Annotated in this window: 21 protein-coding genes; 1 reads left to right on the top strand and 20 read right to left on the bottom strand. The window is 71.6% G+C overall.

Going from position 1 to position 20,957, the window contains the following annotated elements; genetic code table 11:
- Positions 1-100: 100 nt before the first annotated feature.
- From metK to pyrR, 13 genes are all read right to left on the bottom strand, one after another.
- Positions 101-1,324: a methionine adenosyltransferase gene (metK, locus tag ABZ659_RS23550; RefSeq protein ID WP_360223482.1), complete on the bottom strand. Its 1,224-nt coding sequence runs from the start codon at positions 1,322-1,324 to the stop codon at positions 101-103.
- A gap of 237 nt (positions 1,325-1,561) precedes the next feature.
- Complete coding sequence (coaBC, locus tag ABZ659_RS23545) at positions 1,562-2,764, bottom strand: bifunctional phosphopantothenoylcysteine decarboxylase/phosphopantothenate--cysteine ligase CoaBC (protein ID WP_360223479.1); 1,203 nt, start codon at positions 2,762-2,764, stop codon at positions 1,562-1,564.
- A gap of 108 nt (positions 2,765-2,872) precedes the next feature.
- Positions 2,873-3,145 (bottom strand): DNA-directed RNA polymerase subunit omega, encoded by a 273-nt coding sequence (gene rpoZ / locus ABZ659_RS23540; protein ID WP_067025681.1) that lies wholly within the window; start codon positions 3,143-3,145, stop codon positions 2,873-2,875.
- A 38-nt stretch (positions 3,146-3,183) separates the two neighbouring features.
- The gene (gene gmk / locus ABZ659_RS23535; RefSeq protein ID WP_360223475.1) at positions 3,184-3,741 is read right to left on the bottom strand and encodes a guanylate kinase; all 558 of its coding nucleotides are present in this window, start codon (positions 3,739-3,741) and stop codon (positions 3,184-3,186) included.
- 37 nt (positions 3,742-3,778) lie between these two features.
- The gene (locus ABZ659_RS23530; RefSeq protein WP_003977346.1) at positions 3,779-4,102 is read right to left on the bottom strand and encodes an integration host factor; all 324 of its coding nucleotides are present in this window, start codon (positions 4,100-4,102) and stop codon (positions 3,779-3,781) included.
- 290 nt (positions 4,103-4,392) lie between these two features.
- Complete coding sequence (pyrF, locus tag ABZ659_RS23525; RefSeq protein WP_360223472.1) at positions 4,393-5,238, bottom strand: orotidine-5'-phosphate decarboxylase; 846 nt, start codon at positions 5,236-5,238, stop codon at positions 4,393-4,395.
- Positions 5,235-6,341, bottom strand: coding sequence for a quinone-dependent dihydroorotate dehydrogenase (locus ABZ659_RS23520; RefSeq protein WP_360223469.1), 1,107 nt, complete (start codon positions 6,339-6,341; stop codon positions 5,235-5,237). The genes pyrF and ABZ659_RS23520 overlap by 4 nt, the downstream gene beginning before the upstream one ends.
- Before the next feature lie 94 nt (positions 6,342-6,435).
- Complete coding sequence (gene carB, locus ABZ659_RS23515) at positions 6,436-9,744, bottom strand: carbamoyl-phosphate synthase large subunit (RefSeq protein ID WP_360223466.1); 3,309 nt, start codon at positions 9,742-9,744, stop codon at positions 6,436-6,438.
- Complete coding sequence (gene carA, locus ABZ659_RS23510) at positions 9,737-10,879, bottom strand: glutamine-hydrolyzing carbamoyl-phosphate synthase small subunit (RefSeq protein ID WP_360223463.1); 1,143 nt, start codon at positions 10,877-10,879, stop codon at positions 9,737-9,739. The genes carB and carA overlap by 8 nt, the downstream gene beginning before the upstream one ends.
- On the bottom strand, positions 10,876-11,436 hold the full coding sequence (locus ABZ659_RS23505; protein WP_360223460.1) for a hypothetical protein: 561 nt from the start codon (positions 11,434-11,436) through the stop codon (positions 10,876-10,878). The genes carA and ABZ659_RS23505 overlap by 4 nt, the downstream gene beginning before the upstream one ends.
- A complete protein-coding gene (locus ABZ659_RS23500; RefSeq protein ID WP_360223457.1) occupies positions 11,433-12,719 on the bottom strand; it encodes a dihydroorotase in 1,287 nt (428 codons plus the stop codon). Before ABZ659_RS23500 ends, ABZ659_RS23505 begins: the two co-directional genes overlap by 4 nt.
- 5 nt (positions 12,720-12,724) lie before the next feature.
- Positions 12,725-13,705: an aspartate carbamoyltransferase catalytic subunit gene (locus ABZ659_RS23495; RefSeq protein WP_360223454.1), complete on the bottom strand. Its 981-nt coding sequence runs from the start codon at positions 13,703-13,705 to the stop codon at positions 12,725-12,727.
- Between the two features lie 111 nt (positions 13,706-13,816).
- Complete coding sequence (gene pyrR, locus ABZ659_RS23490; protein WP_360223451.1) at positions 13,817-14,425, bottom strand: bifunctional pyr operon transcriptional regulator/uracil phosphoribosyltransferase PyrR; 609 nt, start codon at positions 14,423-14,425, stop codon at positions 13,817-13,819.
- 288 nt (positions 14,426-14,713) lie between these two features.
- Between pyrR and bldD the strand changes: the two genes are divergently transcribed.
- Positions 14,714-15,214: a transcriptional regulator BldD gene (bldD, locus tag ABZ659_RS23485; RefSeq protein WP_360223448.1), complete on the top strand. Its 501-nt coding sequence runs from the start codon at positions 14,714-14,716 to the stop codon at positions 15,212-15,214.
- 133 nt (positions 15,215-15,347) lie between these two features.
- Here bldD and nusB read toward each other — a convergent pair whose 3' ends face one another.
- From nusB to ABZ659_RS23450, 7 genes are all read right to left on the bottom strand, one after another.
- Complete coding sequence (gene nusB, locus ABZ659_RS23480; protein WP_360223445.1) at positions 15,348-15,782, bottom strand: transcription antitermination factor NusB; 435 nt, start codon at positions 15,780-15,782, stop codon at positions 15,348-15,350.
- A gap of 2 nt (positions 15,783-15,784) precedes the next feature.
- Positions 15,785-16,351, bottom strand: a complete 567-nt coding sequence (efp, locus tag ABZ659_RS23475) for an elongation factor P (RefSeq protein WP_360223442.1) — start codon at positions 16,349-16,351, stop codon at positions 15,785-15,787.
- A 46-nt stretch (positions 16,352-16,397) separates the two neighbouring features.
- Positions 16,398-17,504 (bottom strand): aminopeptidase P family protein, encoded by a 1,107-nt coding sequence (locus tag ABZ659_RS23470; RefSeq protein WP_360223439.1) that lies wholly within the window; start codon positions 17,502-17,504, stop codon positions 16,398-16,400.
- 55 nt (positions 17,505-17,559) lie between these two features.
- Positions 17,560-18,603: an AAA family ATPase gene (locus ABZ659_RS23465; RefSeq protein ID WP_360223637.1), complete on the bottom strand. Its 1,044-nt coding sequence runs from the start codon at positions 18,601-18,603 to the stop codon at positions 17,560-17,562.
- A 295-nt stretch (positions 18,604-18,898) separates the two neighbouring features.
- The gene (gene aroB / locus ABZ659_RS23460) at positions 18,899-19,990 is read right to left on the bottom strand and encodes a 3-dehydroquinate synthase (RefSeq protein WP_360223436.1); all 1,092 of its coding nucleotides are present in this window, start codon (positions 19,988-19,990) and stop codon (positions 18,899-18,901) included.
- A complete protein-coding gene (locus ABZ659_RS23455; RefSeq protein ID WP_360223433.1) occupies positions 19,987-20,502 on the bottom strand; it encodes a shikimate kinase in 516 nt (171 codons plus the stop codon). The genes aroB and ABZ659_RS23455 overlap by 4 nt, the downstream gene beginning before the upstream one ends.
- The coding region (locus tag ABZ659_RS23450; RefSeq protein ID WP_360223430.1) for a chorismate synthase at positions 20,499-20,957 on the bottom strand (459 nt) is incomplete at its 5' end. The genes ABZ659_RS23455 and ABZ659_RS23450, both read right to left, overlap by 4 nt.

Below are 20,957 nucleotides of genomic sequence, written 5' to 3'. Positions count from 1 at the left end.
CTGACATCGCCGCGGCCCGCGACCACCCCACGCGAAGGGCCCGGCCGCCCCGAGGGGAGACCGGGCCCCGCCGACGAGCTCGGCGCAGCGGACGGTGGCCTTACCGGCCGACGGCCTCGCGCAGCGCGTCCACCCGGTCCGTGCGCTCCCAGGTGAACTCGGGCAGCTCACGGCCGAAGTGGCCGTACGCGGCGGTCGCGGAGTAGATCGGGCGCAGCAGGTCGAGGTCGCGGATGATGGCGGCCGGACGGAGGTCGAAGACCTCCTCGATGGCCTGCTCGATCTTGTCCGTGTCGATCTTGTGGGTGCCGAAGGTCTCCACGAACAGACCCACCGGCTCGGCCTTGCCGATGGCGTAGGCGACCTGGACCTCGCAGCGGGAGGCGAGACCGGCCGCGACGACGTTCTTGGCGACCCAGCGCATCGCGTACGCGGCGGAGCGGTCCACCTTGGAGGGGTCCTTGCCGGAGAAGGCGCCGCCGCCGTGCCGGGCCATGCCGCCGTAGGTGTCGATGATGATCTTGCGGCCGGTCAGTCCGGCGTCGCCCATCGGGCCGCCGATCTCGAAGCGGCCGGTGGGGTTGACCAGCAGGCGGTAGTCCTCGGTGTCGAGCTTGATCCCGTCCTCCAGCAGCGCCTTCAGCTCGGGCTCGACGACGAACTCCCGGATGTCCGGGGCGAGCAGCGACTCCAGGTCGATGTCGGAGGCGTGCTGCGAGGAGACCACGACGGTGTCCAGGCGGACCGCCTTGTCGCCGTCGTACTCGATGGTGACCTGGGTCTTGCCGTCCGGGCGCAGGTAGGGGATGGTGCCGTTCTTGCGGACCTCGGACAGGCGGCTGGAGAGCCGGTGCGCGAGGAAGATGGGCAGCGGCATCAGCGTCGGCGTCTCGTCCGTCGCGTAGCCGAACATCAGGCCCTGGTCGCCGGCGCCCTGCCGGTCCAGCTCGTCTTCCGTTTCCCTTCGGGAGGCACCCTCGACTCGGCTCTCGTACGCCGTGTCCACGCCCTGCGCGATGTCCGGGGACTGCGCGCCGATCGACACCGACACGCCGCAGGAGGCGCCGTCGAACCCCTTCTTCGAGGAGTCGTAGCCGATCTCCAGGATCTTGTCGCGCACCAGCTGGGCGATCGGCGCGTAGGCCTTGGTCGTGACCTCACCCGCCACGTGCACGAGACCGGTGGTGATCAGGGTCTCGACGGCGACCCGGGAGGAGGGGTCCTCGCGGAGCAGGGCGTCGAGAATGGTGTCGCTGATCTGGTCAGCGATCTTGTCGGGGTGGCCCTCGGTCACGGACTCCGAGGTGAACAGGCGACGGGACACAACGCTCCCTGGGGTTGCAGCGGCTGCTGGCTGATCATTGGCGGACGGGACGGGGGCTGCGCCCGGCGTCGTCCAAGAACAGTTTATCGGTCGCGTTCGGTCACCGGCCCCCCTGTCTCGCCTCTCGGAAGCGCTGTGACCTGCGGCACCCGCATTCTGCCCAATGGCCCGCCGCCTTGGCCAGGGTCGCCACACCGCAATGTCGCCACTCCAGCCACACTCCGGCCGCCTGTGAGGTCACCCGAGCCGAGCCGCGACCAGGTCCCAGACGACGTCCGCCAGCGCCTCCTTGGGACCGTGCGGCACGGGCGTCTCGCTGCCGTCGGCGCCGAGCACCACGGCCTCGTTGTCCTCGGCACCGAAGGTCTTGCGCTCGCCGACCTCGTTCACCACGAGCAGGTCGCAGCCCTTGCGGCGGAGCTTGGTGCGGCCGTTGGCCAGGACGTCGTCGGTCTCGGCGGCGAAGCCCACGACGACCTGTCCCGCGCGGGGGCGGCCGGCCGAGATCTCCGCGAGGATGTCGGGATTGCGTATCAGCGCGACGGGCTCGGGGTCCTGGCCGTCCTGCTTCTTGATCTTCCCCGCGGCGTACACCGCCGGGCGGAAGTCCGCCACCGCCGCGGCCATCACCACGGCGTCGGCGTCGGCCGCCGCCTTCAGCACCGCCTCCCGGAGCTGCACGGCCGTGCCGACCGGGACGACGTCCACACCCGCCGGGTCCGGCAGGCCGGTGTTGGCGGCGACCAGGGTGACGCGGGCGCCGCGGGCCGCCGCCGTCCGCGCGAGGGCGTAGCCCTGCTTGCCGGAGGAGCGGTTGCCGAGGAAGCGGACGGGGTCGAGGGGCTCACGGGTGCCGCCCGCGCTGACGACGACATGGCGGCCCCCGAGGTCGGGTCCGGCCACGCCCCGGGCGAGCACCCGGCGGCAGACCTCGAAGATCTCGGCGGGGTCGGGCAGGCGGCCCTTGCCGGTGTCGACGCCGGTGAGGCGGCCGACGGCCGGTTCGATGACGACGGCACCGCGGCGGCGCAGTGTCGCCACGTTCTCCTGGGTGGCCGGGTGTTCCCACATCTCGGTGTGCATGGCGGGGGCGAAGACGACCGGGCAGCGGGCGGTGAGGAGGGTGTTGGTCAGCAGGTCGTCGGCGAGGCCGTGAGCCGCCTTGGCCAGCATGTCCGCGGTGGCCGGGGCGACCACCACCAGGTCGGCGTGCTGGCCGATGCGGACGTGCGGCACCTCGTGGACGTCGTCCCACACCTCGGTGGAGACGGGGTGGCCGGACAGGGCCGACCAGGTCGCGGCGCCGACGAAGTGCAGCGCGGAGTCGGTGGGGACGACCCGCACGTCATGACCGGATTCCGACAGCCGGCGCAGCAGCTCACACGCCTTGTAGGCGGCGATGCCACCGCTGACCCCCAGAACGACCCTCGGCTTGTCCACCGTCACTCCCCGCACCTCGACGACCGTACGCCCCCCATCACACACCACAGGCCCGGCAGTCGCGCTGCCGGGCCTGTGGATAAGCCAGCTTCAAGCTGAAGATAGTACTTACTGCGCCGGGCCCTCGATGGCCTCGGAGGTCAGCAGGCCCGCGTTGATCTCACGGAGGGAGATCGAGAGCGGCTTCTCGTGGACGTGGGTGTCGACGAGCGGACCGACGTACTCAAGGAGGCCCTCGCCGAGCTGCGAGTAGTACGCGTTGATCTGACGGGCACGCTTGGCCGCGTAGATCACGAGGCTGTACTTCGAGTCGGTTGCCTCGAGAAGCTCGTCGATCGGCGGGTTGATGATGCCCTCGGGCGCGGAGATGGAAGAGGACACGCTCTACCTTCCGATGGATGGGAAAAGACCAGTCATGATCACACAACTGCCATCAAGGCTAGCAGCTCGCGCGCCACGTCCTCGACAGAGGTGTTGATCAGGGTCATATCGAACTCCGGCTCGGCCGCCAGCTCGACCCTGGCCGCGCCCAGGCGGCGTTCGATGACCTCGGGCGGCTCGGTGCCCCGGCCGGTGAGCCTGCGCACCAGCTCCTCCCAGGAGGGCGGAGCCAGGAACACCAGCTGGGCCTCCGGCATGGTGTCGCGGACCTGCCGGGCACCCTGGAGGTCGATCTCCAGCAGCACCGGCTCACCCGCCTCCAGCCGCTCCAGCACGGCCGCGCGCGGTGTGCCGTAGCGGTTGCCGGCGAACTCGGCCCACTCCAGCAGCTCGCCGTTGGCGATCAGCTTGTCCATCTCCTCGTCGGTGACGAAGAAGTAGTGGACTCCGTGCCGCTCGCCGGGGCGGGGCTTACGGGTCGTCGCCGACACCGAGAGCCAGACCTCGGGGTGTTCCTTGCGCATATGGGCGACGACCGTGCTCTTGCCGACCCCCGAAGGGCCGGAGAGCACGGTCAGCCGCGGACGTTCACTCATGCGGCGATTATTCCAGCAATCGCCCGGCGCCCGGGACTCAGGAGCCGGTGCTGCCGAACTCGCGCTCCAGGGAGGCGATCTGGTTGGAACCGAGACCGCGCACACGGCGGCTCTCGGAGATCCCCAGTCGCTCCATGATCTGCTTGGCGCGGACCTTGCCCACGCCCGGCAGGGACTCCAGGAGTGCGGAGACCTTCATCTTGCCGATGACGTCGTTCTCCTGGCCCTGCTTGATGACCTCGTGAAGGGAGGCGCCGGAGTGCTTGAGTCGATTCTTGACCTCGGCCCGCTCCCGGCGAGCCGCGGCGGCCTTTTCGAGCGCGGCTGCGCGCTGTTCGGGGGTAAGGGGCGGAAGAGCCACGCCTACGTCACCTCGGATGTCGAACTGTCGGATACGGACCGGTGAGGAACCTAGTCGCCCCACACCTGCGGGGCCACGAGCAACACGCTCGCCCGCTTCTCCCCCACCGCCTTGGGAGTGGGGGAGGGGCCCTCACTCGTCGGAGACTAGCGGGCAAGTCCGCCAGAGTCAGCGAGAACAGCGGAAAAGTCCTGGTCAGCCTCTGTCAGGACAGTACATTTCAGACATACTGCCCTGGATTTGAGGATGTATCCAGACGCCGACCTCTCCGCGGTCCCTCCCGGACCACCTCAGACCGCCGCCAGCGCCGCCCGGATCTCCTCGGCGAACCGGTCCGTGGCACCACGCAGCGCGACGACGTCGGGACCGTGCCGCAGCACGTCCCGGCTGACGTTCGGCACCACGTTGCGCGCCGCCGCGCCGAAGACCTGCGGAAGATCGGCCGGACTCGCCCCCTGGGCGCCGATGCCGGGCGCGAGCAGCGGCCCGTTGATCTCCAGGTCGTACGACGACAGGTCACCCAGCGTGGCCCCGACGACGGCGCCGAAGGAGCCCAGCGGGTGCTCGTCGGCGTTCTCGGCGGCCAGGTGGGCGAGCATGGTCGCGCCCACGTTCCGGCCGTCCGCGCGCACCGCGTGCTGCACCTCGCCGCCCTCCGGGTTGGAGGTCAGCGCCAGCACGAAGAGCCCGGCGCCGCTCTCCCGGGCCAGCGCGACGGCGGGCCGCAGCGAGCCGTAGCCCAGGTACGGCGAGACGGTCAGCGCGTCGGAGAACAGCGGGGCGTCCTTGTGCAGGAAGGACTCGGCGTAGGCGGCCATGGTGGAGCCGATGTCGCCGCGCTTGGCGTCCATGACGACCAGGGCGCCGGCCGCGCGGGCCTCCGCCACGGACTTCTCCAGGACGGCGACCCCGCGCGAGCCGAACCGCTCGAAGAACGCGCTCTGCGGCTTCAGGACGGCGACCCGGTCCGCCGTCGCCTCGACGACCGTGCGGCTGAACCGCTCCAGTCCGGCGACGTCGTCGTTCAGTCCCCAGGCGGTGAGCAGGGACGCGTGCGGGTCGATGCCGACACAGAGCGGGCCGCGCTCGTCCATGGCGCGGCGCAGCCGGGCGCCGAAGGGCTCCAGGGCGGTCATGCGGTCTCCTTCACGTCGGCGCCGACCGCGTCGGCGAGGGTGGCGTACGGGCTGGTGCGCAGCCGGGCGGCGAGGCCCTTGTGGATCGCCCGGGACCAGAAGGGGCCCTCGTAGATGAAGGCGCTGTAGCCCTGGACCAGGGTGGCGCCCGCGAGGATGCGCTGCCAGGCGTCCTCGGCGTTCTCGACGCCGCCGACGCCGACCAGGGTGACGCGGTCCCCCACGCGCGCGTACAGGCGCCGCAGTACCTCCAGGGAGCGGGCCTTGAGGGGGGCGCCGGACAGGCCGCCGGTCTCGGCGACCAGGGCGGGGTCGGCGGTGAGGCCCAGCCCCTCGCGCGCGATGGTGGTGTTGGTGGCGATGATGCCGTCCAGGCCCAGTTCCACGGCGAGGTCGGCCACGGCGTCCACGTCCTCGTCGGCGAGGTCGGGCGCGATCTTGACCAGCAGCGGGACGCGCCGGGTGGCCACGGCCCGGTCGGCGGCCTCGCGGACGGCGGTCAGCAGCGGGCGCAGCGCCTCGGTGGCCTGGAGGTCGCGCAGTCCGGGCGTGTTGGGCGAGGAGACGTTGACCACGAGGTAGTCGGCGTGCGGCGCGAGGCGCTCGGCGGACTTGACGTAGTCCGCGACGGCCTCCGCCTCCGGGACGGCCTTGGTCTTGCCGATGTTGACGCCGACGACGGTCCTGAAGACCTCCTGGCGGGCCGCCAGGCGGGCGGCGACGGCCGCGGAGCCGTCGTTGTTGAAGCCCATGCGGTTGATCAGCGCCCGGTCCGGCACCAGCCGGAACAGCCTCTTCCTGGGGTTGCCGGGCTGGGGCTCCCCGGTGACGGTGCCGATCTCGATGTGGTCGAAGCCGAGCATCGCCATGCCGTCGATCGCGACGGCGTTCTTGTCGAAGCCCGCGGCCAGCCCGAAGGGGCCGTGCATCCGCAGCCCGAGGGCCTCGGTGCGCAGCTCCGCGTAGCGGGGGGCGAGGACGGCCGCGACGAAGGTGCGCAGCACGGGGACGCGCGCGGCCAGGCGGATCCAGCGGAAGGCGAGGTGGTGGGCGCGCTCCGGGTCCATCCGCCGGAAGACGAGCGTGAAGAAGGTCTTGTACATGGTGTCCTCGTAGGCCTCATGAGAAGTGAGCCCCGTGAACGGTGGGGCTCATGAAGAGGGGGACACCGTTTCCGGTGTCCCCCTCGTCGGGCCGCTAGTCGCGGGCCGCGGTCAGGTGTTCCGCGTGTTCTTGCAGGGAACGCACGCCCACATCGCCGTGGTTGAGCGCGTCGATGCCCTGGACGGCGGCGGCGAGCGCCTGCACCGTCGTCAGGCACGGGACGGAGCGGGCGACGGCGGCGGTGCGGATGTCGTAGCCGTCGAGTCGGCCGCCGGTGCCGTACGGGGTGTTGACGATGAGGTCGACCTCGCCGTCGTGGATGAGCTGGACGACGGTCTTCTCACCGTTCGGTCCGGGCCCCTCGGACTGCTTGCGCACCACGGTGGCGCTGATGCCGTTGCGCCTGAGGACCTCGGCGGTGCCGGAGGTGGCGAGCAGCTCGAAGCCGTGCGCGACCAGTTCCCGGGCCGGGAAGATCATCGACCGCTTGTCGCGGTTGGCGACGGAGATGAAGGCGCGGCCCTTGGTCGGCAGCGGCCCGTAGGCCCCGGCCTGCGACTTGGCGTAGGCCGTGCCGAAGACGGAGTCGATGCCCATGACCTCGCCGGTGGAGCGCATCTCCGGGCCGAGGACGGTGTCGACGCCGCGGCCGTGGATGTCGCGGAACCGCGACCACGGCATGACGGCCTCCTTGACGGAGATCGGCGCGTCCATGGGCAGTTCGCCGCCGTCGCCCTCCTTCGGCAGCAGCCCTTCCGCGCGCAGCTCCGCGACGGTCGCGCCGAGCGAGATCCGGGCGGCGGCCTTCGCCAGCGGCACGGCGGTCGCCTTGGAGGTGAAGGGGACGGTGCGCGACGCGCGCGGGTTGGCCTCCAGGACGTAGAGGATGTCCCCGGCGAGCGCGAACTGGATGTTGATCAGGCCGCGGACGCCGACGCCCTTGGCGATGCCCTCGGTGGAGGCGCGCAGCCGCTTGATGTCGAAGCCGCCGAGGGTGATCGGGGGCAGGGCGCACGCGGAGTCGCCGGAGTGGATGCCGGCCTCCTCGATGTGCTCCATCACACCGCCGAGGTACAGCTCCTCGCCGTCGTAGAGGGCGTCGACGTCGATCTCGATGGCGTCGTCCAGGAACCGGTCGACGAGGACCGGCCGGGAGGGGCTGATCTCGGTCGACTCGGCGATGTAGGCGGACAGCCGGGCCTCGTCGTAGACGATCTCCATGCCGCGCCCGCCGAGCACGTAGGACGGCCGGACGAGGACCGGGTAGCCGATCTCGTCGGCGATGGCCTTGGCCTCGGCGAAGGTGGTGGCGGTGCCGTGCTTGGGGGCCGGGAGGCCCGCCTCGGCGAGGACGCGGCCGAAGGCGCCGCGGTCCTCGGCGGCGTGGATGGCCTCCGGGGAGGTGCCGACGATCGGTACGCCGTTGTCCTTCAGGGCCTGCGCCAGGCCCAGCGGGGTCTGGCCGCCGAGCTGGACGATGACGCCCGCGACGGGTCCGGCCTGCTGCTCGGCGTGCACGATCTCCAGCACGTCCTCCAGCGTCAGCGGCTCGAAGTAGAGGCGGTCGGAGGTGTCGTAGTCCGTGGAGACGGTCTCCGGGTTGCAGTTGACCATCACCGTCTCGTACCCGGCGTCGGACAGCGCGAAGGAGGCGTGCACGCAGGAGTAGTCGAACTCGATGCCCTGGCCGATGCGGTTGGGCCCGGAGCCCAGGATGATCACCGCGGGCTTCTCGCGCGGGGAGACCTCGGTCTCCTCGTCGTAGGAGGAGTAGAAGTACGGCGTCCGGGCGGCGAACTCGGCGGCGCAGGTGTCGACGGTCTTGTAGACCGGGCGGACGCCGAGGGCGTGCCGCACCTCGCGGACCACGTCCTCGCGCAGGCCGCGGATCTCACCGATCTGGACGTCCGAGAAGCCGTGCCGCTTGGCCTCGGCGAGCAGCTCGGGGGTCAGCTCGGCGGCCTCCGCCAGCTCGTCGGCGATCTCCTTGATCAGGAAGAGCTGGTCGACGAACCAGGGGTCGATCTTCGTGTACTCGAAGACCTCCTCGGGCGTGGCGCCCGCGCGGATGGCCCGCATGACGGTGTTGACGCGCCCGTCGGTGGGCCGGACGGACTCCTCCAGCAGCGTCCGCTTGTCGCCCGGGTCGCCGACGAACGTGAACTGGCTGCCCTTCTTCTCCAGCGAGCGCAGCGCCTTCTGGAACGCCTCGGTGAAGTTGCGGCCGATCGCCATCGCCTCGCCGACGGACTTCATGGTGGTCGTCAGCGTGGAGTCGGCCTGCGGGAACTTCTCGAAGGCGAACCGGGGCGCCTTGACCACGACGTAGTCGAGGGTCGGCTCGAAGGAGGCCGGGGTCTCCTGGGTGATGTCGTTGGGGATCTCGTCGAGGGTGTAGCCGACGGCGAGCTTAGCGGCGATCTTGGCGATGGGGAAGCCGGTCGCCTTGGAGGCGAGCGCCGAGGACCGCGACACGCGCGGGTTCATCTCGATGACGATGACCCGCCCGTCGGCGGGGTTGACCGCGAACTGGATGTTGCAGCCGCCGGTGTCGACGCCGACCTCGCGGATGATGGCGATGCCGACGTCGCGCAGCACCTGGTACTCGCGGTCGGTGAGCGTCATCGCGGGGGCGACGGTGATGGAGTCGCCGGTGTGCACGCCCATCGGGTCGAAGTTCTCGATGGAGCAGACGACCACGACGTTGTCGTTCTTGTCGCGCATCAGCTCCAGCTCGTACTCCTTCCAGCCGAGGATGGACTCCTCCAGGAGGACCTCGGTGGTCGGCGAGAGGGTGAGGCCCTGTCCGGCGATGCGGCGCAGCTCGTCCTCGTCGTGGGCGAAGCCGGAACCGGCGCCGCCCATGGTGAAGGAGGGGCGTACGACGACGGGGTAGCCGCCGAGTTCCCCGACACCGGCGAGGACGTCGTCCATGGAGTGGCAGATGACGGACCGCGCGGACTCGCCGTGCCCGGTCTTCCTGCGGACCTCCTCGACGACCTCCTTGAACTGGTCGCGGTCCTCGCCCTTGTGGATGGCCTCCACCTTGGCGCCGATCAGTTCGACGCCGTACTTCTCCAGGACGCCGTTGTCGTGCAGGGAGATCGCGGTGTTCAGGGCCGTCTGGCCGCCCAGGGTGGGCAGCAGGGCGTCGGGGCGCTCCTTGGCGATGATCTTCTCTACGAACTCGGGGGTGATCGGCTCGACGTAGGTGGCGTCGGCGATCTCCGGGTCGGTCATGATCGTCGCCGGGTTGGAGTTGACCAGGACGACCCGCAGTCCCTCGGCCTTGAGGACCCGGCACGCCTGGGTGCCGGAGTAGTCGAACTCGGCGGCCTGGCCGATGACGATCGGGCCGGAGCCGATGACCAGGACGGACTGGATATCGGTGCGCTTAGGCACGCTGGCCCTCCATGAGCTTCACGAAGCGGTCGAACAGGTAGGCGGCGTCGTGGGGGCCCGCTGCCGCTTCGGGGTGGTACTGGACGCTGAAGGCCGGGCGGTCGAGGAGCTGGAGCCCCTCCACGACGTTGTCGTTGAGACAGACGTGGGAGACCTCGGCGCGGCCGTAGGGGGTGTCGGAGACCTGGTCGAGCGGGGCGTCGACGGCGAATCCGTGGTTGTGCGCGGTGACCTCGACCTTGCCGGTCGTACGGTCCTGCACGGGCTGGTTGATGCCGCGGTGGCCGTACTTCAGCTTGTAGGTGCCGAAGCCGAGCGCGCGGCCGAGGATCTGGTTGCCGAAGCAGATCCCGAACAGCGGGGTGCTCCGCTCCAGGACGCCCCGCATCACCGAGACGGCCTGGTCGGCGGTGGCGGGGTCGCCGGGGCCGTTGGAGAAGAACACGCCGTCGGGCTGGACGGCGTACACGTCGTCGACGGTGGCGGTGGCGGGCAGGACGTGCACCTCGATGCCGCGCTCGGCCATCCGGTGCGGGGTCATGCCCTTGATGCCGAGGTCGACGGCGGCGACGGTGTACTTCCTCTCGCCGATCGCGGGGACGACGTACGCCTCCTTGGTGGCGACCTCCGCCGACAGGTTCGCGCCGGTCATCTCGGGGGCCTGGCGGACCTCGGCGAGCATGGTGCCGTCGTCGGGCAGCGCGTGGCCGGAGAAGATGCCCACGCGCATGGCGCCGCGCTCCCGCAGGTGGCGGGTGAGCGCGCGGGTGTCGATGCCGCAGATACCGACGACGCCCTGGTGGCGCAGTTCCTCGTCGAGGGAGCGCCGGGAGCGCCAGTTGGACGGCACGCGCGCGGGGTCGCGCACGACGTAGCCCGCGACCCAGATCCGCTGGGACTCGGGGTCCTCGTCGTTGACGCCGGTGTTGCCGACGTGCGGGGCGGTCATCACGACGACCTGGCGGTGGTACGACGGGTCGGTGAGGGTCTCCTGGTAGCCGGTCATGCCGGTGGAGAACACCGCTTCGCCGAAGGTCTCCCCCACGGCCCCGTAGGCGCGGCCGCGGAACATCCGGCCGTCCTCCAGGACGAGTACGGCGGGAACCTTGGAGGCTCCCCTGGTGGAGGTCGTCATCGTGCGCCTTCCCTCTTGTTGATCATGTCGTTCAGAGTGGTGACCCACTCGGTGTGCTCGGCCGCGCGGTCGGAGCGGAAGCCGGAGTCGAGCAGCTTCCCGCCGTGCTCCCAGGTCACCACCAGCAGTCCGCCCTCGGTGAGGACCTTGCCCGCGATGCCCTTGTCCAGCCGGGCCTCGCGCAGCGCGGCGGCGGGGACGAAGAAGTCGGCCGCCCCGGGGCGTACGACGTCCAGTCCGGCGTCCGTCAGGGTCAGCTCGACCCGGCTGCGGGCGCCCAGGCCGTGCGCCACGATCCGGTCCAGCCACTGGCCGGCGGTGGTGGAGCCGTGGTAGCGGCCCTCCATCGTCAGTCTCGCCTCACCGGGGTCGTCCGGCGCGCTGGGCAGCTCCGGCAGGTCGCTCTGGAGCGTGCCGCGCCACTTCCAGCCCTCGCGCATCAGCCAGTAGACGAGCGCGACGAACAGGGCGAGACCGACGACCCAGCCGATCCGGGCGGCCCAGTCGGTCACTTCCGCCGATTCCTTCTCGGCGGCCAGCAGGATTACGGATGTCACGTGAGCTTCCCGTCGACGAGGGTGGCCTTGCCCCGCAGCCAGGTGTGCGTGACCCGGCCCGGCAGCTCACGCCCCTCGTACGGGGTGTTGCGGCTGCGCGAGGCGAAGCCCGCGGGGTCCACGGAGCCACGGTATGCCGTGTCGACGAGGGTGAGGTTGGCGGGCTCACCTGCCGAGACGGGACGACCGTGGCCCTGGGCCTGACCGATCCGGGCGGGCGTGAAGGACATCCGGTCGGCTACCCCGGCCCAGTCCAGCAGGCCCGTGTCGACCATCGTCTCCTGGACCACTGACAACGCGGTCTCCAGGCCGACCATGCCCATGGCGGCGGCGGCCCACTCGCAGTCCTTGTCCTCGTGCGGGTGCGGGGCGTGGTCGGTGGCGACGATGTCGATCGTGCCGTCCGCGAGCGCCTCGCGCAGCGCCCGCACGTCACGCTCGGTGCGCAGCGGCGGGTTGACCTTGTAGACGGGATTGTAGCTGCGGACCATCTCCTCCGTGAGGAGGAGGTGGTGCGGGGTGACCTCGGCGGTGACGTCGATCCCGCGCGACTTGGCCCAGCGGACGATCTCCACGGACCCGGCGGTCGACAGGTGGCAGATGTGCACGCGCGAGCCGACGTGTTCGGCGAGCAGCACGTCGCGCGCGATGACCGACTCCTCGGCGACGGCGGGCCAGCCGCCGAGTCCGAGTTCGGCGGAGACGACGCCCTCGTTCATCTGGGCGCCCTCGGTCAGCCGGGGCTCCTGGGCGTGCTGGGCGACGACGCCGCCGAACGCCTTCACGTACTCCAGCGCGCGGCGCATGATCACGGCGTCGTGGACGCACTTGCCGTCGTCGGAGAAGACGGTGACCCCGGCGGCCGACTCGTGCATGGCGCCCAGTTCGGCGAGCTTGCTGCCCTCCAGGCCGACCGTGACGGCGCCGACGGGCTGGACGTCGCAGTAGCCGTGCTCCCGGCCGAGCCGGTAGACCTGCTCGACGACGCCGGCGGTGTCGGCCACGGGGAAGGTGTTGGCCATGGCGAACACGGCGGTGTAGCCGCCGGAGGCGGCGGCGCGGGTCCCGGTGAGGACGGTCTCCGAGTCCTCGCGGCCGGGCTCGCGCAGATGCGTGTGCAGGTCGACCAGGCCCGGCAGCAGCACCTTGCCGTCGGCCTCGACGACCTCGGCGCCGTCGGCGGACAGTCCGGTGCCCACCTCGGCGATGGTCCCGCCGTCGATCAGCACGTCCCGGGGCTCGCCGCCGAGCACCTTCGCACCACGGATCAGGGTCTTGCTCATGGGTCCTACTTCTCCTCGTTGGTGCGGGCGTGGGTGACGGCGGGCTCGTTGCCGCCGAGCAGCAGGTACAGGACGGCCATCCGGATGGAGACCCCGTTGGCGACCTGTTCGACGACGGTGCAGCGGTCGGAGTCGGCGACCTCGGCGGTGATCTCCATGCCGCGGACCATCGGGCCGGGGTGCATCACGATGGCGTGCTCGGGCATCCGCGCCATCCGGTCGCCGTCGAGGCCGTAGCGGCGGGAGTACTCGCGCTCGGTGGGGAAGAACGCGGCGTTCATCCGCTCGCGCTGGACCCGCAGCATCATCACGGCGTCGGACTTCGTGAGCGTGGAGTCCAGGTCGTAGGAGACCTCGCAGGGCCAGGTCTCGACGCCGACCGGCACCAGGGTGGGCGGGGCGACGAGGGTGACCTCGGCGCCGAGGGTGTGCAGCAGGTCGACGTTGGAGCGGGCGACGCGGCTGTGCAGCACGTCGCCGACGAGGGTGATCCGGCGCCCGGACAGGTCCCGCCCGAGCCCGGCGTCCCGGCCGACCAGTCGGCGCCGCATGGTGAAGGCGTCCAGCAGGGCCTGCGTGGGGTGCTGGTGGGTGCCGTCACCGGCGTTGATGACGGCGGCGTCGATCCAGCCCGAGTTGGCCAGCCGGTACGGCGCCCCGGAGGCCCCGTGCCGGATGACGACCGCGTCCACGCCCATCGCCTCCAGCGTCTGGGCGGTGTCCTTCAGGGACTCGCCCTTGGAGACGCTGGAGCCCTTGGCGGTGAAGTTGATGACGTCCGCCGACAGCCGCTTCTCGGCGGCCTCGAAGGAGATCCGGGTGCGGGTGGAGTCCTCGAAGAAGAGGTTGACCACGGTGCGGCCGCGCAGGGTCGGCAGCTTCTTGATGGGCCGGTCCGCGACCCGGGCCATCTCCTCGGCGGTGTCGAGGATCAGGACGGCGTCGTCGCGGGTGAGGTCGGCGGCCGAGATGAGATGACGCTGCATCTTTCAGGCTCCGTAAGGCAGTTCGTTCGGGAGAACGGGAGATTTCGGGGCAGACACGCGCGCGTGAGGGCGCGCCGGAGCAGGCGTACGGCGGTGCGTACGCCTCGGCTGCTACTGGGCGGTCGGCTTGGCACCGAGCAGGACGGTGTCGCGACCGTCCTCCTCGGCGAGTTGGACCTTGACCGTCTCCCGCAGCGACGTCGGGAGGTTCTTGCCGACGTAGTCGGCGCGGATGGGCAGTTCGCGGTGGCCGCGGTCGACGAGGACCGCGAGCTGGACCGCGCGGGGGCGCCCGAGGTCGTTCAGGGCGTCGAGGGCGGCGCGGATGGTGCGCCCGGAGAACAGCACGTCGTCCACGAGGACGACGAGGCGGCCGTCGAGGCCGTCACCGGGGATCTCGGTGCGGGCGAGCGCGCGCGGCGGGTGCATCCGCAGGTCGTCGCGGTACATCGTGATGTCGAGCGAGCCACACGGCACCTTGCGCTCGGTGATCTGCTCCAGCTTGGCGGCGAGCCGCTGGGCGAGGAAGACGCCCCGGGTCGGGATGCCGAGGAGCACCACGTCGTCGGCGCCCTTGGCGCGCTCGACGATCTCGTGGGCGATACGGGTCAGGACCCGCGCGATGTCGGGGCCTTCGAGAACGGGCCGGGCGTCGGACGCCTGCGCGTCCCGCTGACCGGCTTGCTGCTCGTCCTGCTGCCTGTCCTGCTGCTTGTCCATAGGAAACGGACCCCCTTCTCCGCCTCACGGGACGGACCTTAAAGGACGTCGGATTTGCGCCACCCACGGTAGCAGGCCCCTCCGACACCCCCGGACACCCCCCGGACCACCCCCTCGACCGCCCCAGAACCACCCGTCCGGCCCAACCGGCCACCGCTACCACGGAAGCATCGGTGCGGACCATTCGGCTTGACGCGGGAGAGTAACGCTGCGTAACCTCACAGTGAGTTACCAACTGCGCGGCCAGGAACACGGCCAGGCCGCGTCGACACAGTGCCGGGGAGCTATATGTCCAGCGAATACGCCAAACAGCTCGGGGCCAAGCTCCGGGCCATCCGCACCCAGCAGGGCCTTTCCCTCCACGGTGTCGAGGAGAAGTCCCAGGGACGCTGGAAGGCGGTCGTGGTCGGTTCGTACGAGCGTGGCGACCGCGCCGTGACCGTGCAGCGCCTTGCGGAGCTGGCGGATTTCTACGGCGTTCCGGTCCAGGAACTGCTGCCGGGCACCACCCCGGGCGGCGCCGCCGAGCCGCCGCCGAAGCTGGTCCTCGACCTGGAGCGGCTGGCCTCGGTCCCGGCCGAGAAGGCGGGCCCCCTCCAGCGCTACGCCGCCACGATCCAGTCCCAGCGCGGTGACTACAACGGCAAGGTGCTGTCGATCCGCCAGGACGACCTGCGCACACTCGCCGTCATCTACGACCAGTCGCCCTCGGTCCTCACCGAGCAGCTGATCAGCTGGGGCGTACTGGACGCGGACGCCCGCCGCGCGGTCTCCCACGAAGAGGTCTGACAGCCCTCCTCACCCGCAGAAACGTACCGCCGAGGACGGCGGGCGCGCGAGACGCCGAAGGGGCCACAGCACGCTGCTGTGGCCCCTTCTCCGCGTCTCCCCGGACCGGCGGACGGCCGGGGTCCCGCGCGGCTCAGTCCTCGGCACGCCGGAGCGACGGCTTCAGCTCCTTCAGACGGCCGAGCAGGCCGTTGACGAACGACGGGGACTCGTCCGTGGAGAACTCCTTCGCCAGCTGCACCATCTCGTCCAGCACGACGGCGTCCGGGGTCTCGTCGACCCAGATCAGCTCGTAGGCGCCGAGCCGCAGGATGTTGCGGTCCACCACCGGCATCCGGTCCAGCGTCCAGCCGACGGCGTACTGGGCGAGCAGCTCGTCGATCCGGGTCACGTGCTCCGCGTACCCCTCGACCAGCCGCATCGTGTACTCGCTCACCGGCGGCTGCCGCGAGTCGCTCCGGGACAGCCGGACCCAGTCCGCGAGGACCGTCAGGACGTCGGCGCCGCGCTGGTCGCCCTCGAAGAGGATCTGGAAGGCGCGCTTGCGGGCCGTGTTGCGGGCAGCCACGGTTAGCTGTTCACCCGGCCGAGGTAGTCGCTGGAACGGGTGTCGACCTTGATCTTCTCACCGGTGGTGATGAAGAGCGGGACCTGGATCTGGTAGTCGGTCTCCAGGATGGCGGGCTTGGTGCCGCCGGTGGAGCGGTCGCCCTGCACGCCGGGCTCGGTCTCCTTGACGGTCAGCTCGACGGCGGCGGGCAGCTCCACGAAGAGCACCTCGCCCTCGTGCTGCGCGACGGTGGCGGTGAAGCCCTCGACGAGGAAGTTGGCGGCGTCGCCGACGGCCTTGCGGTCGACCATCAGCTGGTCGTAGGTCTCCATGTCCATGAAGACGAAGTACTCGCCGTCCATGTAGGAGAACTGCATGTCGCGCTTGTCGACAGTGGCCGTCTCGACCTTGACGCCGGCGTTGAAGGTCTTGTCGACCACCTTGCCCGAGAGCACGTTCTTGAGCTTGGTGCGCACGAAGGCCGGGCCCTTGCCGGGCTTGACGTGCTGGAACTCGACGACGGACCAGAGCTGGCCGCCTTCGAGCTTGAGCACCAGGCCGTTCTTGAGGTCGTTCGTGGAAGCCACGGTTGCGGAATCTCCTGGACTGACGTGGACGACCAGAAGACACGCGCTACAGCGCGAGCAGCTCCTTGGTCGTGATGGTGAGTAGCTCGGGTCCGCCGTCCGCCTCGGGGCGTACGACGAGCGTGTCATCGATCCGGACACCGCCCCGGCCCGGGAGGTGGACCCCCGGTTCGACGGTGACCGGCACGCAAGCGTCCAGTTTACCCATGGCCGAGGGAGCCAACTGAGGGTCCTCGTCGATTTCGAGCCCCACACCGTGCCCGGTCAGCGGCTGGAGCCCTTCGCCGTGCCCGGCGGAGTCCAGTACCTGGCGTGCCGCGCGGTCCACGTCGCGGAAGGCGGCGCCCGGCGCCAGCGCCTCGCGTCCGGCCCGCTGGGCGGCGAAGACCAGGTCGTACAGCTCGATCTGCCAGTCCGCGGGGCTGGTGCCGATGACGAAGGTACGGCCGATCTCGCAGCGGTAGCCGCGGTAGGTGGCGCCCAGGCAGACGGAGAGGAAGTCGCCCTCCTCCACCCGCCGGTCGGTGGGCCGGTGGCCCCGGCGCCCGGCGTGCGGGCCGGTGGCGACGGAGGTGGGGAAGGCGGGCCCGTCGGCGCCGTGGTCGACCAGGCGGCGCTCCAGCTCCAGGGCGAGATGCCGTTCCGTGCGGCCCACCAGGATGGACTCCAGCAGCTCCCCGAGGGCCTGGTCGGCGATCTCCGCGCCGATCCGCAGACAGGAGATCTCCTCCTCGTCCTTGACCACCCTGAGCTGCTCGACCGCACCGGCCAGGTCGGCCAGCCGCAGCCGCGGGGCGACCGAGCCGATGGCGCGGTGCCGGGCCACGGTGAGGTGGTGCTCCTCCACGGCGAGCGAGTCGGCGCCCTGCGCGGTGGCGAGGTCGGCCGCCGCGACGGCCGTGTCACCGCCGGGGCCGGGCAGGGCGTGCACGCCCAGCGTCTCGTCGCGCCGCCCGTCGATGGGGCGGTCCTCCGGTGGACCGGCGCAGACCAGCAGGTCCTCGCGCTCGCCCAGCAGCAGGACGGCACCGTGGGGTGCGGCGCCCGCGAGATACCGCACGTTGGCGGGCCGGGAGACCAGCGCCGCCGCGCTGCCGCCCGCGTTGCACCGGTCCCTCAGCCGCGTCCGGCGCGCCGCGTACACCTCTGACATGACCCGAGCGTAAGAGCTTCCCGGCCGGGGCGCCGGTCGGGGACGGCCGAGTGGGCTACCACTGCGGCGGGCTGGCGATCGACCGGGCGAGGACGTCGTCCAGCACCTGCGCGGTCTGCTCCACGTCGAGCTGGGAGTTGTCGATGATCGGGAGCCCCGAGCCGTACCAGCCCGCCATGCGGCCGTGGATGCGGGCCACCTCCTCGTCGCTGAGGCGGCGGTTGCCGGAGCGTTCGGCGTTGCGCTCCAGGACGATGTCGAGGCCGGGCAGCAGCACCACCGGCATCAGCCCGGGGCCGACGTGCCGCTTCCAGCCGCCGAGACCGACCACGGGGCGGTCGGGGAAGACGGCGTCGTCCAGGATGCAGGAGATGCCGTTGGCGAGGAAGTTGCGCGCGGCGAAGCCGCAGGTGCGGCGGGCCAGGCGGTACTGGGCCTCGGAGTGTTCGTTCCACCCGGACTGGGGGTCGGCGAAGCCGGAGCGCACCCATTCGCGGACGTCGTCGAGGCTGATGTGGGCGGTGGGGACCCGGCGGCGGTCGGCCCAGAACTTGGCGACGCTGGTCTTGCCCGCGCCCGCGGGGCCGATGAGCAGCACCGCGAGGGTGGTGGTGGCCGCGTCGGGAACGGCCATCGCGGGCGGCGGACTCGGCACGCCCACGGGGCCACCGGGCGGCAACGGCACATGGCCGGTGGTGTCCGGCGTGGGCGGGAGCGGAGGCTGGAGCGGCGCCTGCCGTGGCGCCGGGTGCTGCGGCACGGGCGGGTGCGCGTGCGCACCGGGGGGCGGCGCGGGCGGTCCAGCCGGACGCGGCCCGGACGGGCCCTGCGGATGCGGCGCGGGCGGGACCGGCGGGTGCGCTCCAGGCTGCCCCCCGGACGGCCCCGGCGGCCCAGGCGGACGCGGCACGGGCGGGTGCCCACCGGGCTGCACCCCAGACGGCCCGGACGGACCCGGCAGACCCGGCGGGTGCGCGCCAGGCTGTCCCCCACACGGACCCGACGGACCAGGCGGACCAGGCGGATGCGGCACCGGCGGATGCGCACCAGACGGCCCGGACGGTCCCCGCGATCCCGCGGACTGCGGTGCGGGCCGCATCGGCGGAGGGGGTCCCGCGGGCGCCCCGCCGTAGCCGGGGTGCGCCGGGTCCGGCCCCTGGCCCGGACCCTGGTGGGCGGTGGCCGGTGACCAGCCGGGGGCCCGTCCCGGCTGGTGGGGCGGCGGCAGCTCGGACCCCACTGCGTGCTGCATCCCGTCCCAACTCCGTCTCGTGCAAGTCAACTGGCGCTGGCGGCGGCGCCGTACACGGCTCCGCCTGCTACCGAACGGTACCTTCCCCGGTCGTCCTCTGGTGAACGGCCGGGGAGCACCCGAAGTGCCCGACCGGACGGTCCTACTCCGCGACTTCCCCGTACGCGGCCAGCAGCACGGCCGGGTCCGGGCCCTCCAGGACGGTCGGCTTGGCCAGGCCGTCCAGGACGATGAAGCGCAGCAGGTCGCCGCGGGACTTCTTGTCGACCTTCATGGTCTCCAGCAGCTTGGGCCACTGGTCGTAGCGGTAGGTCAGCGGCAGCCCGACCGACTCCAGGACCGCGCGGTGCCGGTCGGCGGTCGCGTCGTCCAACCGGCCCGCGAGACGGCCCAGTTCGGCGGCGAAGTGCATCCCCACGGAGACGGCGGCGCCGTGCCGCCACTGGTACCGCTCGTTCTTCTCGATGGCGTGGGCGAGCGTGTGGCCGTAGTTGAGGATCTCCCGCAGGCCCGACTCCCTCAGGTCGGACGAGACCACCTCGGCCTTCACCCGGATGGAGCGCTCGATCAGCTCGGCGGTGTGCGGGCCGGTCGGGGTGCGGGCGGCCTCGGGGTCGGACTCGATCAGCTCCAGGATCGCCGGGTCGGCGATGAACCCGGCCTTGATGATCTCCGCGAGCCCGGAGACGTAGTCGTTGACCGGCAGCGAGTCCAGCGCGGCGAGGTCGCACAGGACGCCCGCGGGCGGGTGGAAGGAGCCCACCAGGTTCTTGCCCTCGGCGGTGTTGATGCCGGTCTTGCCCCCGACCGCGGCGTCCACCATGGCCAGCACGGTCGTCGGGACGGCGATCCAGCGCACCCCGCGCAGCCAGGTCGCGGCGACGAACCCGGCGAGGTCGGTGGTGGCGCCGCCGCCGACGCCCACGACGACGTCGCTGCGGGTGAACCCGGACTGGCCCAGCGCCTTCCAGCAGTAGGCGGCGACCTCGGCGGTCTTGGCCTCCTCGGCGTTGGGCACCTGGATGGCGACCGCCTCGAAGCCCTGCTCGGCCAGGTCGGCGCGGAGCGCCTCACCGGTCTCGGCGAGCGCCTCGGGGTGGATGACGGCGACCCGTTTGGCCTTCGCGCCGATCAGTCCGCCGAGTTCGCCGAGCAGCTGACGGCCCACCAGGACCTCGTACGGGTCGCTGCCCGCCGTGCCGCCGACCTGGATCCGGGTGACTGCCTCGCTCATGCTTCCTTCAACTCCAGGGCTTTCAGGACCTCTTGGGTGACCTCTTCGGGCGTACGGCCGTCCGTGGCGACGACCGCGGCGGCGACCTCCTCGTACAGGTGCCGTCTGGCCTCCATCAGCTCCCGCCACTGCTTGCGCGGGTTGACCGCGAGCAGCGGCCGGGCGACGTTGAGGCCGGTGCGCTTGACCGCCTCCTCGACGTCCATGGAGAGGTAGACGACGGGCTGCCCGGCGAGCAGGGCGCGGGTGTCGGCGTCGAGGACCGCGCCGCCGCCCAGGGCCAGGACGCCGTCGTGCTCGGCGAGGGCGCTGCGCACCGCCCGCTTCTCGATCGCCCGGAAGGCGTCCTCTCCCTCGTCGACGAAGATCTCCGCGATGGTGCGGCCCTCGGCGGTGACAATGTCGTCGTCGGTGTCCCGGTAGCCGGTGCCGAGGTGCTCCGCGAGCAGGTGTCCGACGGTGGACTTGCCCACGCCCATCGGGCCGACCAGGACGAGCAGCGGCCCGGTCACCGGATCGCCAGGTTGTCGAGGTAGCCGCGGACGTTGCGGCGGGTCTCGGTGACGCTGTCGCCGCCGAACTTCTCCGCGACCGCGTCGGCCAGCACCAGCGCCACCATCGCCTCCGCGACGATCCCGGCCGCGGGCACCGCGCACACGTCGGAGCGCTGGTGGTGGGCGGCAGCGGGCTCCCCGGTGACGACGTCCACCGTCCTCAGGGCGCGCGGGACGGTCGCGATCGGCTTCATCGCCGCCCTCACGCGCAGCAGCTCGCCGGTGGTCAGGCCGCCCTCGGTACCGCCGGAGCGGCCGGTGGCGCGGCGGATGCCCTCGTCGGTGGTGACGATCTCGTCGTGCGCCCGGGAACCGGGGACCCGGGCGAGGCCGAAGCCGTCGCCGACCTCGACGCCCTTGATCGCCTGGATGCCCATCAGCGCGGACGCCAGCCGGGCGTCGAGGCGCCGGTC

The sequence above is a fragment of the Streptomyces sp. NPDC006997 genome, from assembly GCF_040635175.1.
Taxonomy (GTDB): Bacteria; Actinomycetota; Actinomycetes; order Streptomycetales; family Streptomycetaceae; genus Streptomyces.
Note: the sequence above shows the minus strand (reverse complement) of the source record. Positions and strands in the feature narration are given on the sequence as shown.

Coding starts and splice junctions, on each gene's coding strand:
- gmk (WP_360223475.1), bottom strand. CDS start 3,741: ATGAGTGAACGTCCGCGGCTGACCGTGCTCTCCGGCCCTTCGGGGGTC.
- pyrF (WP_360223472.1), bottom strand. CDS start 5,238: ATGACCGCCCTGGAGCCCTTCGGCGCCCGGCTGCGCCGCGCCATGGAC.
- ABZ659_RS23520 (WP_360223469.1), bottom strand. CDS start 6,341: ATGTACAAGACCTTCTTCACGCTCGTCTTCCGGCGGATGGACCCGGAG.
- carA (WP_360223463.1), bottom strand. CDS start 10,879: ATGACGACCTCCACCAGGGGAGCCTCCAAGGTTCCCGCCGTACTCGTC.
- ABZ659_RS23500 (WP_360223457.1), bottom strand. CDS start 12,719: ATGAGCAAGACCCTGATCCGTGGTGCGAAGGTGCTCGGCGGCGAGCCC.
- ABZ659_RS23495 (WP_360223454.1), bottom strand. CDS start 13,705: ATGCAGCGTCATCTCATCTCGGCCGCCGACCTCACCCGCGACGACGCC.
- pyrR (WP_360223451.1), bottom strand. CDS start 14,425: ATGGACAAGCAGCAGGACAGGCAGCAGGACGAGCAGCAAGCCGGTCAG.
- bldD (WP_360223448.1), top strand. CDS start 14,714: ATGTCCAGCGAATACGCCAAACAGCTCGGGGCCAAGCTCCGGGCCATC.
- ABZ659_RS23470 (WP_360223439.1), bottom strand. CDS start 17,504: ATGTCAGAGGTGTACGCGGCGCGCCGGACGCGGCTGAGGGACCGGTGC.
- ABZ659_RS23465 (WP_360223637.1), bottom strand. CDS start 18,603: ATGCGGCCCGCACCGCAGTCCGCGGGATCGCGGGGACCGTCCGGGCCG.
- aroB (WP_360223436.1), bottom strand. CDS start 19,990: ATGAGCGAGGCAGTCACCCGGATCCAGGTCGGCGGCACGGCGGGCAGC.